General features: G+C 64.1%; 14 protein-coding genes and 1 tRNA gene. 11 read left to right on the top strand and 4 right to left on the bottom strand.

Going from position 1 to position 18,092, the window contains the following annotated elements:
• Nucleotides 1-20: 20 nt before the first annotated feature.
• From FHR27_RS01890 to FHR27_RS01855, 8 genes are all read left to right on the top strand, one after another.
• On the top strand, nt 21-524 hold the full coding sequence (locus FHR27_RS01890; protein ID WP_179537623.1) for a CS1 type fimbrial major subunit: 504 nt from the start codon (nt 21-23) through the stop codon (nt 522-524).
• 91 nt (nt 525-615) lie between these two features.
• Nucleotides 616-3,141: a TcfC E-set like domain-containing protein gene (locus tag FHR27_RS01885; protein WP_179537622.1), complete on the top strand. Its 2,526-nt coding sequence runs from the start codon at nt 616-618 to the stop codon at nt 3,139-3,141.
• A 50-nt stretch (nt 3,142-3,191) separates the two neighbouring features.
• Nucleotides 3,192-4,385 (top strand): hypothetical protein, encoded by a 1,194-nt coding sequence (locus FHR27_RS01880; RefSeq protein WP_197076946.1) that lies wholly within the window; start codon nt 3,192-3,194, stop codon nt 4,383-4,385.
• A gap of 448 nt (nt 4,386-4,833) precedes the next feature.
• The gene (locus FHR27_RS01875) at nt 4,834-5,814 is read left to right on the top strand and encodes a Bug family tripartite tricarboxylate transporter substrate binding protein (protein WP_042552084.1); all 981 of its coding nucleotides are present in this window, start codon (nt 4,834-4,836) and stop codon (nt 5,812-5,814) included.
• 118 nt (nt 5,815-5,932) lie between these two features.
• Nucleotides 5,933-6,391 (top strand): tripartite tricarboxylate transporter TctB family protein, encoded by a 459-nt coding sequence (locus FHR27_RS01870; RefSeq protein ID WP_179537620.1) that lies wholly within the window; start codon nt 5,933-5,935, stop codon nt 6,389-6,391.
• A gap of 3 nt (nt 6,392-6,394) precedes the next feature.
• On the top strand, nt 6,395-7,909 hold the full coding sequence (locus tag FHR27_RS01865; RefSeq protein WP_179537619.1) for a tripartite tricarboxylate transporter permease: 1,515 nt from the start codon (nt 6,395-6,397) through the stop codon (nt 7,907-7,909).
• Nucleotides 7,910-8,494: 585 nt separating this feature from the next.
• Nucleotides 8,495-9,556, top strand: a complete 1,062-nt coding sequence (locus FHR27_RS01860; protein ID WP_179537618.1) for a serine hydrolase domain-containing protein — start codon at nt 8,495-8,497, stop codon at nt 9,554-9,556.
• A 139-nt stretch (nt 9,557-9,695) separates the two neighbouring features.
• Nucleotides 9,696-9,863, top strand: a complete 168-nt coding sequence (locus FHR27_RS01855) for a hypothetical protein (RefSeq protein WP_257026787.1) — start codon at nt 9,696-9,698, stop codon at nt 9,861-9,863.
• Nucleotides 9,864-10,141: 278 nt separating this feature from the next.
• Here FHR27_RS01855 and FHR27_RS01850 read toward each other — a convergent pair.
• Nucleotides 10,142-10,231: transfer RNA gene (locus FHR27_RS01850), tRNA-Ser, on the bottom strand.
• 292 nt (nt 10,232-10,523) lie between these two features.
• Between FHR27_RS01850 and imuA the strand changes: the two genes are divergently transcribed.
• From imuA to FHR27_RS01835, 3 genes are read left to right on the top strand one after another with little or no spacing between them, the layout of a single operon-like run.
• Nucleotides 10,524-11,144 (top strand): translesion DNA synthesis-associated protein ImuA, encoded by a 621-nt coding sequence (imuA, locus tag FHR27_RS01845; RefSeq protein WP_179537617.1) that lies wholly within the window; start codon nt 10,524-10,526, stop codon nt 11,142-11,144.
• A gap of 1 nt (nt 11,145) precedes the next feature.
• Complete coding sequence (locus FHR27_RS01840) at nt 11,146-12,558, top strand: Y-family DNA polymerase (protein WP_179537616.1); 1,413 nt, start codon at nt 11,146-11,148, stop codon at nt 12,556-12,558.
• On the top strand, nt 12,555-15,635 hold the full coding sequence (locus tag FHR27_RS01835) for an error-prone DNA polymerase (protein WP_179537615.1): 3,081 nt from the start codon (nt 12,555-12,557) through the stop codon (nt 15,633-15,635). The genes FHR27_RS01840 and FHR27_RS01835 overlap by 4 nt, the downstream gene beginning before the upstream one ends.
• Before the next feature lie 626 nt (nt 15,636-16,261).
• Here FHR27_RS01835 and FHR27_RS01830 read toward each other — a convergent pair.
• The 3 genes from FHR27_RS01830 to FHR27_RS01820 all read right to left on the bottom strand — a co-directional run bounded on the left by FHR27_RS01830 (nt 16,262) and on the right by FHR27_RS01820 (nt 18,092).
• Nucleotides 16,262-16,717, bottom strand: coding sequence for a GNAT family N-acetyltransferase (locus tag FHR27_RS01830; protein ID WP_179537614.1), 456 nt, complete (start codon nt 16,715-16,717; stop codon nt 16,262-16,264).
• Nucleotides 16,718-16,800: 83 nt separating this feature from the next.
• Nucleotides 16,801-17,229 carry a group I truncated hemoglobin gene (locus tag FHR27_RS01825; protein ID WP_179537613.1) on the bottom strand — a complete coding sequence of 143 codons (429 nt, stop codon included), beginning with the start codon at nt 17,227-17,229 and terminating at the stop codon, nt 16,801-16,803.
• A 2-nt stretch (nt 17,230-17,231) separates the two neighbouring features.
• Nucleotides 17,232-18,092, bottom strand: coding sequence for a DUF3034 family protein (locus FHR27_RS01820; RefSeq protein ID WP_179537612.1), 861 nt, complete (start codon nt 18,090-18,092; stop codon nt 17,232-17,234).

Here is an 18,092-nt window from a genome sequence, read left to right as displayed (position 1 = left end):
CCCACACGAGGTTAAACAGCATGAAAAAATTTCTGATGATCGCCCCACTGGCATTGCTCGGCGCAAGCGCCGGCGTACTCGCCGAGGACGCGGTTCAGCATCAGGTTACCGTCGTCGCGACCGTGCCGACCGAAAACTTCTATGTCGTACCACCGGCCGGCGACAGCTGGATGAACGATGCCCAGGAGCTGTACTGGAACCCGAGCAACGGTGCCCTCAGCAGCGTGCGCAAGCAGCTCGAAGCGAAGAGCACCGTTGGCCCCATCAGTGCCTACCTGAGCGCCCCGGCAGTGATGTCCAGCGGTTCCAACAACATTGACCTGAACGTGAAACTGCGCGGCATCGACCTGAGCACCACTGCCACCGAGGTGGTACCGGCAGCCGTGGCTCGTACCGGCGCGCGCGTGGATGTGGAAATTTCCGCCAAGCCGCTGGCTGCCGGCAGCTATGCCCCGGGCCGCTACCAGGGTGTGGTCGGCATGATCTTCGAGACTACCGCCCCTGAGGCTGCACCAACCAACTGAGGCTCGATGCGCGCTCGCGCATCACTCCCTTACCGCCCCTTCTCGAGCACGGACCCGAGAGGGGCGGTCTTTTCCGAATCTGGGGTGAGTCATGTTCTCGATGTCTTTCCTGACGCGATCCATTCTGCTGTCGCTAGGTTGCGGTGCGGCCACGCTACTGACTGCGCAAGCCGTCGCGGCGACCTCGACGCCAACGTCGGCACTGAGCATCCTGACGCAGGCACAAGGGCTGCCGGCGGACTTCGCTGAAAACCTCTTCGAGGTACCCCTGGCCGTGCGTGTCGACCTCGATGGCCGGCTGCTCGGCGAGGCCATGGTGATGCTCGGACGCGACGACAGCGTGCGCCTTATCGAATTCAACGACACCACGGATAGCCCCTTCACCCCGGCCGAACGGCAACCCTGGGTCGACCTGCTCGGCAACGCTCAGCCATTGGGTGCGTGCCACACATCCTGCCCATCGGGACTGCTGGCCCTGCACTACAGCCTGGCCACTTCGCAGCTGTCGATCCTCACCGCGAAGGCCGAGGCCGACCCGCAACAGCAGCGTTACTACTCACTGCCCGAAGGGGGTAGCAGAGGCCTGATGCTCTACAACCAATTGAATCTTACCGGTGGCCAGCAGCAGGAGACCGCCGGTCGTTACGCCCTGGAAGCGCAAGGCAGCCTCGGCAACTGGACCACCGTCGCAGGCGCGCAAGTACACCGAAGTGCCACCGGCAACGGCGAGGAACCGCTTCGCTACTACGCCCAAAACCTCTATGCGGAACGCCAGGACGCCGGAAATTTCTGGCGCCTGGGCTACTTCACCCCGGACGCCCACGGCGTCATGCGCCAACCGCAGATGCTCGGCAGCAGCCCACAAACCACACTGGGTTTGATGTACGGCAGCAGCGACAGCCTGGCCGTGGACAGCAGCAGCCCCAGCGCCACACCGATTTATGTCACGCCCAACCGTCCTGGTGTGGTCGAGCTCTATCGCAACGGCGTACTGCTCAACAGCCAGCCGGTACAACCGGGCCTGCAGGCTATAGATACGCGCAGCCTGCCAGGTGGCATCTACGAAGTGGAAGTGCGCCTGGTCGAGGATGGCCAGGTCACCTCCAACGAGGCGGCATTCATCTACAAGCCGAACAACTGGCATGACCCGGACCAACCCTGGCGCTACAACCTTTACCTGGGGCGTCAGAGCGACCTGCTGAGCAACTGGGAGAAACGCGACGAGGACGCTCTCACCGCTGGCGTCATCGCCAACTACCTGCTGCATCCGCGCGCCGTACTCGGCCTCTCCGCCCAACGGGTGGACCAGACCTCGCAACTGGGCACCTCCCTCGACTGGAGCGTGCTGGACAACCTGAATCTGTACGGCAACCTGTACAACAGCGGCAGCCAGGGCCACGGCTTCGATCTGCAAGGCATCTACAGCTACACCAGCGGCAGCCTGGTGGTCAGCCACAGCCGCAGCACTCTGGAGCGCGGCGACGGCTCGCGTACCGCACGCAGCTCGGCCGCTGAAATCCGGCAGAGCGCCTTGTCGTTACAGCACCGCGTTACCTACAAGAGCAGCGCGACGTTACGCCTGGCCCATAGCAGCGGCGCCAACCAGGGCACCGGCGTCGATCTGGGCTGGCTGTACAACGGCAGCTTGCTGGGCAGCGATGCCAACTGGAGACTCTCGGTATTCGACCGCCCCGGTACGCTCAGCTCCGGTGAAGCGCGCAACCGGGGTTTCGATGTCACCCTCAGCCTGGCGCTCGGCGGACCAGGCAAACGCATCACCGGCAGCTTCGGCAGCCGCGCCTCGCGGGATGGCGGGCGCGAACAGAACGCTGCGGTGACCTACCAACAGAGCTTCGATGACGGTGCCCTGCGCAGCGTATCCGGCACCCTGAACGCAGACAGTTACGGCACCGGCCTGTCCGGCAGCGCGTACTACCAGGGCGACCTGGCCAGCGGCGACATCTACCTGCAGCGCTCTTCCTACGACGATGCCCTGAGTGGTGGCCTCAACCTCACCAGCACCGTTGCCCTTGGGGCCGGCACTCTGGCGGCAAGCGGCGACAGCCAGTTGTATGCCGCCGGGATGATCGTCGACGTCGAGTCGGACAATGCCGCCATCGCCCTGCGCGCCGATGACATCAACGGCCACAGCAGCGTGCTCAGGCCCGGGCGCAACGTGATCCCGCTCACCGCTTACAAGAGCGGCACGGTGCAGTTCGACTTCGCCGGTAACGACGCCCCTGCCGCCGTCATTCAACCGCAAGCGGTGAGCTACCACCTCAATCAGGGCGGAGTGAGCTACCAGAAGATCCGCGTGATGAACACTGTCACCGTCATGGGCCGTTTGCTGGACGCCCAGGGTCGGCCGCTCAAGGGCGCACTGATCAGCAACCATGCCAGCCGCAGCGTCAGCGAGGCCGATGGCTTCTTCGCCGTGGAGATGAGCGAGTCCACACCGACCCTGGACGTGCAAAGGCAGGGCAAGGCGCTGTGCCAGATCCGCCTCGACAAAGGTGATTACCGACGCGAACAGGACAGCCAGCTGGTTGGAAACCTGGTGTGCGCCGCCAACGACCTGGCAGCCGGCCACTCCGCTACTGAAACCCCGGACAGTTGATGAAGAAGGCTTACACGATGAAATGCCCAACACTATTCGGCAGGTCGTTAGTGCCTGTCGCCATGCTCGGCCTGCTGCTGAGCACCAGCGTCCAGGCCGCCGACGCGACCATCAGTGCGCGCTTCGATCCGAACCTGCAGGATGCCTCGCACAACAGGTTCACCAACACCACGCCCCAGGCAGGCTTCTGCCAGCGCTGGCCGGAGACCTGTACCCAGTACAAATACTTCTCGGTGGGTATCGGCGGCGTGACCTTTAACAAGCGGGCGATCAAATTGGCGTCCGATGTGCGCAACCGCTTCTATGTCAAGGCACCGGATAGCCGGCAGGTCCGTGTGGTGAACGAGGCAGGCGATTCCTTCATGGTCGAATTCCGCATCTCGGCAGTCAGCCAACGTACGGAAAACGACCCGGCACCTCAGCTCGACAACCCTGTCTGGTCAGCCGTGCAAGGAGGCTGTAGCGCTTGGCGTGTCTACGCCCAGACAGGCAATGCGTCGAGCTACGCGCAATACATCTGGCAGGTCAGAAATCCCAGTTCGCCTGGGGGCTGCTATGTCGACGCAACGGCCCAGAGCGCCGGCTTCGCCAAGAACCTGCGCGTCTCCGAACTGGCCGTCGGCTATGAGCTGATCACCCCGACTCCGCTCAGCCTGGCCAATGGTGTCTACAGAGGCCAGGTCACCTATCGCATCGGCAACAATGGTGATTTCGACTTTGGCAACAACATCACCGGTCTGAGCAAAAGCACCATCAGCATCGACTTCGAGCTGACGGTCAAACACCAGGTCAGGATCGAGTTCCCGCCGGGCTCGGACCGTGCAGTGCTGGAGCCGCAAGGCGGTTGGGGCAACTGGGTACACCGCGGCCAGCAACCGACCCGGCTGCAGCGCGACCTGCCATTTCGCCTGTGGTCCGGCGGCCCGTTCAATATGTACCTGAACTGCCAGTACAGCGCCGGCAGCAGTTGCGCGATCCGCAACCAGAACAATCGCCAGGTACCGATCGATGTCGCCGTCACACTGCCCAGCCATGTGGCCCTGGCCAATGGCGGCGCGGTACGCCGGGAAAACCTGCCGGTCGGGCGCGCTGCCGCCAAGCACTTCAGAAGCCTGTCGACCGGCTTCAACCAACCCGCCCAACTGCATTTTGAAGCAACCCAGGCCGCTGTGAAGGAGATGCTCAAACAGCCGGGTAGCACCTATCAGGGCGACGTCACGATCATCTTCGATGCCGAACTCTGAGGGCGTGGCTTTTGCCAAAACCCGGGTTCTGCATGCAAGCCCCCTGGCTTTCGCGCTGGATATCAGGGGGTTTTGAGGGGAGTGCTCGAACGATCCCGGGCACGCCATCAGGCGTCTCAACGGCACAAACATCTTTTCGCTGTGCATGCAGCCATGAAAGCTTTACGAAAGGTTTCTGGCGTATTACTGCTGCAACCGGTGAACCATCGGCGGACGGCTATTAAAAAAAGGCCGCCTAACAATAAAATCAGTGGAGAGCCATCCCATGCTCGTCACCAACCGATGTGCCATTCGTGCCCTTGCCTTTTCCCGCTATGCCATTCCTACACGGCCACCTGCGCCCGGTTTGACCGTGGCCGCTGCCTGACCGCGGCTGCGCGGCATACCCCCATCGCAGCGCTTGCGATGTAGCTAGCTCCTATTACAAAAACAATCAGAGGTGCGTTCCATGAATCCCATGTTTCGTCGTTTGCTCCTGTCCGCCTGCTGCGCGCTGGTGGCTGGACATGCCTTGGCCGAGGAGCCACGCCGTCCCGAGTGCATCGCACCGGCGGCCCCCGGTGGCGGCTTCGACCTGACCTGCAAGCTGGCGCAGAGCGCGCTGGTGCAGGAGAAGCTGCTCTCCTCGCCGATGCGGGTAACCTACATGCCGGGCGGCATCGGCGCCGTGGCGTACAACGCGGTGGTCGCCCAGCGGCCCGCTGATGCGGGCACGATCACGGCCTTCTCCAGCGGCTCGCTGCTGAACCTCGCCCAGGGCAAGTTTGGCCGTTTCGATGAAAACGCGGTCAGGTGGCTGGCCGCTGTCGGCACCAGCTATGGGGCGATCGCGGTTCGTTCCGACTCGCCCTACAAGAACCTCGGCGATCTCATCAACGCACTCAAAACAAACCCGGGGAGTGTGGTCATTGGCGCTGGCGGCACCGTGGGCAGCCAGGACTGGGTGCAGACCGCGCTGATCGCCCAGGCCGGCGGCGTCGATCCCAAGAAGATGCGCTACGTGTCGATGGAAGGTGGCGGCGAGTTGGCGACCGCCCTGCTCGGCGGGCACATTCAGGTGGCGAGCACGGACATTGCCGACTCCGTGCCTCATGTCGAGTCAGGCCACATGCGCATTCTTGCCGTGCTCGCCGACACGCGTCTCGAAGGTCCCATCGTGTCGGACATTCCCACCGCCAAGGAGCAGGGCTACGACGTCACCTGGCCGGTAATCCGCGGCTACTACCTGGGGCCGAAGGTTAGCGATGAGGCCTATGCCTGGTGGAAGAACGCCTTCGACACGCTACTCGCCTCCGAGGACTTCGCCAAGCTGCGTACCGAGCGCCAGCTCTATCCCTTTGCCATGACCGGCGAAGAGCTGGATGCATACGTCAAGAAGCAGGTCGCCGAGTACAAGAACCTGGCCCGCGAGTTCGGCCTGACCCAGTAAGCGCGATCGTACGCCCCCTTGTTCAACGGGCTTGCCCGTGATCACCGGCGATGCCGTTGCCTGGGCAGGCAACACCGCCACGGGGCGCTCTGCGCGCTATATAACGAGGATTCTCCCCATGATCCTGCAACGCATTTTCGCGGTTTCCCTGCTGGTGGTGTGCATGGCTCTGGCCGTCATGGCCTGGCCCTATCAAGCCCCGTTCTCCTATGAGCCGGTGGGGCCGCGAGCCTTTCCGCTGCTGGTGCTCGGCCTGATGGGTGTGGCGCTGCTGTACCTGGCGATTCGCCCCACGCCCGTCACGCGCTCGGAAGACGAGCCGGAGCTGGACAGTGCGACGCTGACCAAGGTGATCGCCTGTTTCGCGCTGCTGCTGGTGTTCGCAGCCGCCTTCGAACCCCTGGGCTTCATTCTCAGCTCAATACTCATCGGCGTGCCCATGGCCAGGCTTTACGGCGGCCGCTGGCTGACCAGCGCCCTGGTGGCGGGAGCCATGAGCGTACTGCTGTACTGGCTGTTCGACCGTGTAATGGATGTCCCCCTTCCCCTTGGCCTGCTGGCCGCGCTGGAGAACTGATCCATGGAAACCTTGAGCTATCTGGGGCACGGCTTCGGTATTGCCCTGACTCCTTACAACCTGATCACCGCCCTGATTGGTACCCTGATCGGGACCGTGGTCGGTCTGCTGCCGGGCCTGGGGCCGATCAACGGTGTGGCCTTGCTGATCCCCATCGCTTTCGCCCTCGGCCTGCCGCCGGAGTCGGCGCTGATCCTGCTGTCGGCGGTGTACCTGGGTTGCGAGTATGGCGGCCGGATCAGCTCGATCCTGCTGAACATCCCCGGTGAAGCATCCACCGTCATGACCGCACTGGACGGCTACCCGATGGCGCGCCAAGGCAAGGCAGGCATCGCCCTGTCGCTGTCGGCCTGGAGCTCCTTCATCGGCGCGCTGCTGGCGACCTGCGGCATGGTGCTGTTCACCCCACTACTCGCCGCCTGGGCTGTGGCCTTCGGGCCCGCCGAATATTTCGTGCTCATGGTCTTCGCTATCGTCTGCCTGGGAGGCATGGCCGGGGATAAGCCGGTGAAGACGTTCGTTGCAGCGCTGATCGGCCTGTTCCTCTCGGCGGTCGGTATCGATGCCAACAGCGGCGTGTATCGTTTCACGGGTGACAGCGTGCACCTGGCCGATGGGATCCAGTTCGTGGTGCTGGTGCTGGGCCTGTTCTCCATCAGCGAGATCCTTCTGCTGCTGGAAAAGACCCACCACGGCCATGTCGCGGTCAAGACGACCGGCCGCATGCTGTTCAATTTCAAGGAAGCGGCCTCGGTGGCCATGGTCAACCTGCGGTGCAGCCTCTCGGGCTTCATCATCGGCGTGCTACCGGGAGCCGGCAACACGCTGGCGAGCGCGGTGGCCTACATGACGGAAAAGCGCATTGCAGGGACCAGCGGCAACTTCGGCAAGGGTGATATCCGTGGCTTGGCAGCGCCGGAAACCGCCATCGGGGCCTCCACGTGCGGCGGCCTGGTACCGATGCTGACCCTCGGCGTACCCGGTTCGGGGACCACAGCGGTGATGCTGGGTGCGCTCACGCTATACAACATCACGCCTGGCCCCCTGCTGTTCGAGCAGCAACCCGACATCGTCTGGGGCCTGATCGCGTCGCTGTTCATCGCCAACGTCATGCTGCTGGTCCTGAACATCCCCATGATCGGCCTGTTCACCCGCATTCTGGCTGTACCCACCTGGGCGCTGGCGCCGGTGATCGCGATCATCACCGGGATCGGCGTCTACGCGGTGCATGCGACCACCTTCGACCTGTTCCTGATGGTCGGCATCGGCATCCTCGGCTACATCATGCGCAAGATGGACTTCCCACTGTCCCCGGTTCTGCTGGGGTTCATCCTTGGCGGCCTGATGGAGCAGAACCTGCGCCGTGCGTTGTCGATCTCCAACGGTGAGCTGGGCATCCTGTTTTCCAGCCCGATCTCCATCGGAACCTGGGTGCTGGTGGCGGTAATGCTCGCCCTGCCGATGTGGCGCGGCTGGCGTCGTCGCGTGCGTCGCGTTCAAGCCACTACGGCGGGCTAACGTACAGGCTTCGTGCCGACATTCGCCCTGAACGCTTTTGCCAAAGACACAAACCCCAGATTTCTGTTCTGAAATCTGGGGTTTTGTGTTTTCGGGTATGGCGGGGCAACAGGGATCTTGAAACCGTTTGGGACGATTTCGTCACGTTTCGACGCACACCGTTGGCGGAGAAAAAACCAAACCCATGGCACCGCTGACGGAGCGGTGCCTGGCCGTTGGCGTGGTTTGATGATCGCGCTTGCGGCGCCTCTGCAACGATGCCCCCCACGAGTAGGTAGGCAACGTCGGATTCCGAGCTGGCCGGACAGGTCACGACGATGGTAGAACCTATGCAACATTCAGCGGCGGTGCTTGAAAGAGGGCCCGCAACAGGCTGTGTGAAAACGTAGCGAGCGAAGGTTAGGCAAGGGCTGGGCGCCCCCGCAAACCGGCGAAACGCAGCGCAGTTGGCCCGCGGGGCGAACGTAGCGAGTCAAAAGCGCAGCTCAAGAGGTGTAAATGAGCATTTTGAGCTGGCTTTTAACGCCGCATAACCGAGCGCAGTAGTTTTCACACAGCCTGGCAAGCCTCGGAGCCAGCCCAGCCATGATCGTATCCACCACCTCCCCATCGAGCCGCGCACGTGCTGTGTTGACGTACGGTGCCCTCGCCTTCGTCCTGATACTGGGCACACCCGTGCATGCCGCGGCCGCACCGCAAACCACCACGCTGGACGGCATTCTCGATCAAGCTGCCGCGCTGGTGCCGCTGGAGACGGTGATGGTTGCCCGCGACGGGCAGATCATCGCCGAGCGCGGCTATCGGGGGCACCGTACCACCGCCGCCACCAATATAAAGTCGGCGTCCAAGCTGGTGATATCGGCGCTGGTCGGCATCGCCATCGACAAGGGCGTTCTCGCGGGCACCGACCAGCGAGTGGCATCGCTGCTGACGGCGGAGTTGCCGGCCGATCCCGATCCACGCCTGCAGCGGCTGACGGTTGGCAACCTCCTCTCGATGCAGGCCGGGCTGGGCTCCACATCCGGCCGGAACTACGGCGCCTGGGTCGGCAGCCGCAACTGGGTAAGAGCGGCCCTTGCGCGCCCCTTCGAGGACGAACCCGGCGGCCGGATGATCTACTCGACAGGCTCCACGCACCTGCTCTCCGCCATACTGACCCGCCAGAGCGGGCGCTCGACGCTACGATTGGCCCGTGATTGGCTCGGGCCTCTGGACGACTTCCAGATCGCCAGTTGGACCCGCGATCCGCAGGGCATCTACATGGGCGGCAACGAGATGGCCATGAGCCCGCGCTCCCTGCTCGCCTTTGGCGAACTCTACCGTCGCGGCGGCGTTACGGCGTCTGGCCAGCGCCTGGTCTCGCAGACATGGATCGATGCCTCCTGGCAGCAGCGCACGCAGTCGCCCTGGACTGGCGACGGGCATGGCTATGCCTGGTTCCTGACCCGTATCGCAGGCGAAGACATCCGCTACGGCTGGGGCTACGGCGGACAGATGCTCTACCTCGTGCCGCGACTTGGCTTGACCGTCGCGATGACCTCGGACGAGCATGCCTCAGCAGCCCACAGCGGCCACCGCAGTGACCTTCATCGTCTGTTGGCCAGCATCATCACGTCCGTTGCACAAGCTCCGCGAACGCCGGGGTAGTGCGTTACACACACAACGGTATAACTGCCATCGTCAAAGAAGCGCTCTTCAACCTAAAACGGGAGCTTGAATGACGTGACAGCTACATGGCTGCGGTCAAGCTGCCCACCTACCGGCCTCTCAGGTAATGCGCGATCTCATGCACGACTACATCCGCCATCAGCAGCAAACCAAGGAAGATGCAGATTTCGTTCGGCGCAAGGTCGCTGCTGCTAGAGCATCGGTCGAAGCCGGTCGAGGCCGATCCAATGCAGACGTAGAAGCCGCATTCGCGGCACGCCGTGCCAAGGTGGTCGCCCGAAGCTGAGCAGGATCGTTACGCTATATGAAGCTACATCGCTGCCGATAATCCTCCCGCAGCAGTAATGTAGCGCCCCTCAGGTCTCTTCCCAACAGGGGTAAATGGGAGCGGGTCGTAGACTGCCACTCCCATGATGTGCGTATAGAGAGGGATAAGGTTTGCGATGAAGGCTACGGTTCGGTCGCTTGCTTCGCTCATGCCGCCATCCTTTTCGACAGAAGATAGACCCTGAAAAGCAAAAGCCCCCGAAACTCTATGAATTTCGGGGGCTTTTGCTTGAGATATGGCGGGAAGATAGGGATTTGAACCCTAGGTACCATCGCTGATACAACGGATTTCGAATCCGTCCCGTTCGGCCACTCCGGCATCTTCCCAGGCGGCGCGCATGATATCAGCAGAAATCGGTTTGGCGAAGCCCGTCGGGCGATTTTTTTCGCTTGGTTTCAATTGCTTGCCTCATTCGCTGGCAGCGAACCGCCCTCCTTCGGGCCGCAGGCCTTGAGTACGGAGCCTTGCAGGCCATTGCGGCATTGTTCGACCTGATGCCGGTAAGCCGTCTGCCTGGGATCGGTCGGGGTGCAGGGTGCTCCACTCGGCGGATACTCCCTTGTTGGAGAAACAAAATACTGTACATTTGAACAGTATTTTTTCTGCTAGCCGATTGCCATGTCTTCTGTCGTAGCCCTCGATCATTTGCTCAACGAGCGCCGTATCTGGCGTGGCCAGAGCGTTGTCGCGCCCAGTGGTCACCAGCCCACCGGTAACGCGGCGCTGGATGCATCGCTGCCCGGTGGTGGCTGGCCGGAAGCGGCGTTGAGCGAGCTGCTGGTTGCGGCACCAGGTATAGGCGAGCTGCGTTTGTTGCTGGCGACGCTGGCGCGTTTGAGCGCTGCCGGTGAGCGGGTGGTGCTGATCGCTCCACCCTACCTGCCCTACCCCGGCGCCTGGCTGGCGGCAGGGGTGGAGCTGAAGCAGTTGACGCTGATCCAGGCGTCTGCCCGGGAGGCCATGTGGGCTGCCGAGCAGTGTCTGCGCTCGGGCAGTTGCGGGGCGGTGGTGCTCTGGCCGCAGCGTGCCGATGATCGGGCCTTGCGTCGCCTGCAGATCGCTGCGGAAACCGGGCAGACCCTGGCCTTCGCCTACCGCCCGCTGCATGAGGCGCAGAACCCTTCGCCGGCGGCCTTGCGCCTGACCATAGAAGCGCAACCGGCTCAGGTGCGCGTGCTCAAGTGCCGTGGCGGACAGCCACCGGCACGCACGTTTCCCCTGAGCGCCTGGGGTCGATGACATGCGCTGGGCCTGCATTCTGCTGCCACAACTGGCCATGGACGGGGTATTGCGTGGCCGCGAAGACGCCGACACGCCGCTGGTGCTGCTCAGCGGCACACCGCAGCGGCGCCTGTTGCAGGCGGTAACCCCATCGGCCCGGGCGCTTGGCCTGCGTCCGGGGCAGACGCTCACGGCTGCGCAATCGCTGAACTGCGCGTTCGCCAGCGCCGAGTACGACCCTGCCGATATCGAGCGCTGGCGCACTTTTCTCGCTGCCTGGGCCTACGGTTTCAGCTCCCAGGTCAGCCTGCACTACCCACGCTGCCTGCTGCTGGAGGTGCAATCCAGTCTGGCCCTGTTCGGTCCCTGGCCGCGCTTCGAGGCGCGCTTGCGCGAGGAGCTGACGGCGCTGGGCTTTCGTCATCGCATCACCCTGGCGCACAACCCGGCTGCAGCGCGCATGCTCGCCAATCTCCACGATGGCCTGGCGGTGACGGACGAACAGGCCCTGCACCAGCAGCTCGCGGCCATGCCTCTGGATCGAATCGGCCTGCCCGTCGAGCTGGTCACGGCCCTCACGCGCATGGGCCTGCGCCAGGTGCGTCAGTTACAGGCGCTGCCCCGTGACAGCCTGGCGCGGCGCTTTCCTGCCGAGTTGCTGAGCCGCCTCGATACCCTGCTGGGCCTGCGCCCACTGGCGCTGGATTATTACCGGCCGCCGGATGTGTTCGACACGCGCCTGGAGCTGCACTTCGAAGCGGAGTCGACCCAGGCCCTGCTGTTTCCGCTGCGTCGCCTGACCGCCGACCTGGCCGCCTACCTGGCGGGCCGGGACTGCGGCGTGCAGCGTTTCGTGGTGCACCTGGAACACCGCGAGGGGGATGCCAGCCTGCTGCCGGTGGGCCTGCTCAGTGCCGAACGGGAAGCGGCGATGCTGCTGGAGTTCACCCGTGGCCGCCTGGAACAGCTGCAACTGCCCTCGCCGGTGCTGGCAATCCGCCTGGTGGCCAGTGATCTGCCGGTGTTCGTGCCGCAGCACCAGGCGCTGTTCGACGAACGCCCGCAGCAGACCCTGGGCTGGGAGCAGTTGCGCGAACGCCTGCGGGCGCGCCTGGGTGACGACGCTGTGCAGGGCCTGAGCGCCCATGCCGATCATCGCCCCGAGAAGGCCTGGCGCACGCAGACCATGAGCAGCGCCGTTACCGGGCAATGCGCGGCCCGGCCCAGCTGGCTGCTGCCGGAACCTCAGGCGCTGCAGGGAGCCGGGCTGCGCGTTCTCAGCGGCCCGGAGCGCATCGAATCCGGCTGGTGGGATGGCGAGGACGTGCGCCGCGACTATTACCTGATCGAGACCCGCAGCGGTCAGCGTGGCTGGGCGTTCCGTGCGGTCGGCGAAGATGGCCCGCTGCAGCTGCATGGCTGGTTCGCATGAACCAGGTGGCCTACGCCGAGCTGCACTGCCTGTCGAATTTCAGTTTTCAGCGCGGTGCCTCCAGCGCCGAAGAGCTGTTCGAGCGCGCCAGGCTGCTTGGTTATCGCGCCCTGGCGATCACCGACGAATGCACCCTGGCCGGCATCGTGCGCGCCTGGCAGGCCGCCAGGAAACATGAGGTGGCGCTGATCGTTGGCAGCGAGATGACGCTGCCAAACGGTGCCCGGCTGGTCCTCCTGGCCGAGAACCTGAGCGGCTACCAGGCGCTGTGCGGGCTCATCACCCGGGCCCGTCGGCGTGCGGAGAAAGGTCATTACCGGCTGCTGGAGGAGGACGTTCCAGCGACGCCGGACGGCTTGCTGGCCATCTGGCTACCACGCCCCGGTGACGACGCCACAGCCGGTGCCTGGCTGCAGGCACGCTTTGCCGAGCGCCTGTGGCTGGGCGTAGCCTTGCACCGTGGCGCCGATGATCGGGCCCACCTGCAGCATTGCCTGGGCCTGGCTGGGCAACTGGGTGTCGCTGCGGTGGCCTGTGGTGACGTGCACATGCACGCCCGTGGCCGCCGTGCCCTGCAGGATTGCATGACGGCGATCCGTCATCACTTGCCGGTGGCCGAAGCCGGCGCGCACCTGTTCGCCAATGGCGAGCGTCACCTGCGCCGCCGCGAGGAGCTGGCCGAGCTGTATCCGCCCAGGTTACTGGCCGAAACCCTGCATATTGCCGAGCGCTGCCGATTCGATCTTGGCGAGCTTGAGTACCACTACCCTCACGAACTGGTGCCCGCCGGTCATGACGCGGCCTCCTGGCTGCGCAAGCTGGTCGAGGATGGTATCCCCGGCCGCTGGCCAGCAGGCCTCAGCGAGGCGATCCGCGGCCGCATCGAGCACGAACTGCAACTGATCGGCGAACTGGGTTACGAGAGCTATTTTCTCACCGTGCACGATATCGTCCGCTTCGCCCGCAAGCAGTCGATCCTCTGCCAGGGCCGCGGTTCGGCAGCCAACTCGGTGGTGTGTTTTGCCCTTGGCATCACCGAGCTGAACCCGATGCACAGCAAACTGCTGTTCGAGCGCTTCCTGTCCCGAGAGCGCAACGAGCCGCCGGATATCGACGTGGACTTCGAGCATGACCGCCGCGAGGAAGTCATCCAGTACGTGTTCCGCCGCTATGGCCGCGAGCGGGCGGCGCTCACGGCGGTGGTCAGTACCTATCACGGTGCCGGGGCGATTCGTGACGTGGCCAAGGCCCTGGGGTTGCCGCCGGATCAGATCAACGCCCTGGCCGCCTGCTGTGGCCGCTGGAGCGACCGTATCCCGGATGCCGAGCGCCTGCGCGAAGCCGGCTTCGACCCGCAGAGCAAGGTGCTGCACCGCGTGCTGGTGCTGGCCGGTGAGCTGATCGGCTTTCCCCGTCACCTCTCGCAGCACCCTGGCGGTTTTGTGATTTCCGAGTACCCGCTGGACACGCTGGTGCCGGTGGAAAACGCCAGCATGGCCGAGCGGACGGTGATCCAGTGGGACAAGGACGACCTCGACGCGGTCGGCCTGCTCAAGGTCGACGTGCTCGCCCTGGGCATGCTCAGCGCCCTGCGCCGCTGCTTCGACCTGCTTGCCGACTACCGCGGCAAACGCTGGACGCTGGCCACGCTGCCCCCGGAGGACAAGGCCACCTACGCGATGATCAGCCGCGCGGACACCGTGGGCGTGTTCCAGATCGAATCCCGCGCGCAGATGGCCATGCTGCCGCGCCTGCGCCCCGCGACCTTCTACGACCTGGTGATCCAGGTGGCCATCGTGCGGCCGGGGCCGATTCAGGGCGACATGGTGCATCCCTACCTGCGCCGGCGTAATCAGGAAGAGCCTGTCACCTACCCCTCCAACGAACTGCAGCCCGTCTTCGAGCGCACTCTGGGTGTGCCGTTGTTCCAGGAGCAAGTGATGGAGCTGGCGATCATCGCCGCCGATTACACCCCGGGTGAAGCGGACGAGCTGCGCCGTTCCATGGCGGCCTGGAAGCGTCATGGAGGCCTGGAGCACCACCGCCAGCGGCTGAGCGAGCGCATGCTCGAGAAGAGCTATCCACTTGAATACATCAACCGCATCTTCGAGCAGATCAAGGGCTTCGGCAGCTATGGCTTTCCCGAGTCCCATGCGGCCAGCTTCGCCTTGCTCACCTACGCCAGCTGCTGGCTCAAATGCCATGAACCGGCGGCGTTCGCCTGTGCGCTGATCAACAGTTGGCCAATGGGTTTCTACAACCCCGATCAGGTGTTGCAGGATGCCCGCCGCCACGGCTTGCGCATCCACCCGGTGGACGTGCGCTACAGCCAGTGGGATTGCACCCTTGAGGCCATCGACAAGGCGCAGCCAGCCATTCGCCTCGGCCTGCGCCTGGTGAAGGGTTTTCGTGAGGACGACGCCCTGCGCCTGGCTGCCGCGCGCCACGTCGCGCCGTTCAGCGATGTGGCCGACCTGTGCCAACGTGCCCGCCTGGACAACACCGCACGGGCGCGGCTGGCCGATGCTGGCGCCCTGCAGGCACTGGTCGGCCATCGCCATCAGGCGCGCTGGGCCATCGCCGGTGTCGAGCCGCAGTTGCCGCTGTTCGCCAGCCTGCCGGCACAGAGGGAAACCGCCATCGAGCTGCCGCGCCCCAGCGTTGGCGAAAACCTGCTGACCGACTACGCGACACTGGGCACCACCCTCGGCCCGCACCCGCTGTCGCTGCTGCGCAGCAAGCTCAGGGCGGCCCGCTGCCGCAGCCAGCGCGAGCTGCAGCAGGTAGAGCCCGGACGCATGGTCAGCGTGGCCGGTCTGGTCATCGGCCGCCAGCGCCCACAGACCGCCAGCGGCGTGACCTTCGTCACCCTGGAAGATGAGTTCGGCATGATCAACGTGCTGGTGCGCCTGGAACTGGCCGAGCGCCAGCGCAAGACACTGCTGCAAGCGCGCTTGCTGCGCATCGATGGGCATCTGGAGGCCGCCAATGGTGTGCAACACGTGATCGCTGGAAGGTTGGTCGACCTGACCGACTGGCTACTGGGGCTGGATGTGCGCAGTCGGGATTTTCATTGAGGTTGGAGTAGATGAAGCCCTTACGGTTGGTGGGCTGAAGCCCACCCTACTCCCAGAGGCATCAACCGTAGGGTGGGGCTTTAGCCCACCAAAGCCGTTCAACGCCAATGGTGGCTGGAGGTTCAAAGCATGCGGTTCGGAGCTTCGGGCTGTGGGCGTTGTGGTGGTGGGCTGAAGCCCACCCTACCCCAGAGGCATCAACCGTAGGGTGGGGCTTTAGCCCACCAAAGCCATTCAACGCCGATGGTGGCTGGAGGTTCAGAGCATGCGGTTCGGAGCTTCGGGCTGTGGCCGTTGTTGTGGTGGGCTGAAGCCCACCCTACTCCCAGGGGCATCAGCCGTAGGGTGGGGCTTTAGCCCACCAAAGCCATTCAACGCCAATGGTGGCTGGAGGTTCAAAGCATGCGGTTCAGCACCTCGGGCTGTGGGCGCTGTTGTGGTGGGCTGAAGCCCACCCTACCCCAGGGCATGACCGTAGGGTGGCGCTTTAGCCCACCAAAGCCATTCAACGCCAGTGGTGGCTGGAGGTTCAGAGCATGCGGTTCGGAGCTTCGGGCTGTAGGTGTTTTGGGTGGTGGCTAAAGCCCACAGCAGAAACGGATCGCCAATTACCGCAGGGCTATCGCTTATGGCTCGCGGCGCATACCGATATGCGGGATGTCGTCTTCCAGATATTCGTCGGTCACTGCGACGAAACCGTAGCGGCCGTAGTAACCCTGCAGATGCGCCTGGGCCGACATAGAGACCGGGACGCCCGGCCATCGCTGGGCGCAGGCCTGCAGCGCCTGCTCCAGCATGCCGTGCCCGAGGCCGGTGCCGCGTGCGCTTGCAGCGGTTACCACACGGCCGATCACCACTTCGCCGTCATTGAGCGCCGGATCGAGCAGGCGCAGATACGCCACCAGTTCATCGCCCTGCCAGCCCAGCAGGTGGCAGGTATCACCGTCCAGGTCACGACCATCGACTTCCAGATAAGGGCAGTTCTGCTCGACCACGAATACCTGGGTGCGCAGCGCCAGGGCCGCGTACAGCTCGGTCTTGCTAAGCTCGGAATGGGGTTTGAGGTGCCAGGTAACGCACATGATCGGCTCACGAAATAGGCTGAGAGAGGGGTGCAGACTCTAAGCCTATTTCATCGTGGATAAAACAGCCGCACCGGGCCCGTTCATTGTTCGATGACCTGCCCCCGCAGAACCGCCAGGCGCGCCAGCAGACGGTTCTGGGTCGGTGTTGGCACGCCTTCGCTTTCCATCGCCACCTGCAGGTTTTCGACCAGGGCATTGAAGTGACTGGGCGTCAGCTTCTGGCCTTTGTGGCTTTCTTCGAGGGTGTCGCCGGTATAGACGCACGGCCCGCCCGCGATCACGCAGAACTTGTCGACCAGCTTGTCGCGCAGGCCGGCGATGTCGACCTTGGCGAAGAAGTGCACGATGCGCTCATCGCGGGCCACGTTGAGCAGCATGCCCTCGACGATGCGGGTGATGCCGGGCTTCTCGCCGAGCTCGCGGTACAGACTGTCGTCCTTGGCAGGCTGCTGTGCGCAACCGACCAGCAACAGCAGCGACAGGACCGCCACGCAGAATGAACGCAGCATGCTCAGAAACTCCCCTGCACGGACAGATAGGCACCGTTCTGGTTATCCAGCGTGGCGATCTCGCCCAGCTGCGCGTAAGCCAGTACCACGGCCAGATGCTTGTTGGGGAAGTAGCCAATGAACAGATCGGCCCAGTCGCTTTCCCCGGCGAAATTGAGGTTGTCCGGTTTCTCCCGATACTCGACGCCCACTGCCCACTGCCGGTTGAGCAGCACCGCCACGGAGCCTTCCTTGAGCACCGAATGGCGGTCGCGGCGGTCACCGCCGAAGCCCAGCAGGCCCAGCTCGTTGGCACGGCTGTAGCGCACGCCACCGTTGAGCAGCAGGTTGTAGCCGAAGGCGCCGCCCAGAATCAGTCGGCTGGCGGTCAGGTAGCCTTCGGTGTCTTCGTCACGCTGGGCACCGACCAGGCTGGGGATGAGGAAGTCTTTCTGGCGCTTGTGCTGAATGCCCAGCGATACCTGGGGTAGCTGGTCATAGATCAGATCGCCGAACAGCCGCACCTTGATACCGAAGATGTCCTGGCTGAGGCTGTTTTCCGGCAGGCTCAGGTTGCGCGCCAGGTTGCCCAGGTCGAGGCGCTGGCGCGCGTAGGAAAGCTCGATGCGATTGTCATAAGCGGCCGCCACACCGGCCACGTCGAGGCGGTAGTCACCGGTTTCCACCCGCGTGGCGAATACGTCAGCGCCCCACTCGCCCTGCTCGCCATAACCGGCCAGCACCGCCCAGGGGGTGATACCGCCACCGGCTGCGCCTTCCAGGCTGCTGGCACCGCCGGTGGCCAGCAGTCGCCCATTACCGGCGACAGCAGCCGTGGTGAGCATTGCGAACAAGAGGCCGCCAGTCAGTTGGAACAAGGACAT

It is taken from the genome of Pseudomonas flavescens, from assembly GCF_013408425.1.
Taxonomy (GTDB): Bacteria; Pseudomonadota; Gammaproteobacteria; order Pseudomonadales; family Pseudomonadaceae; genus Aquipseudomonas; species Aquipseudomonas fulva_A.
The sequence above is the reverse complement of the archived record's forward strand: the minus strand, read 5'-3'. Positions and strand labels throughout refer to the sequence as shown.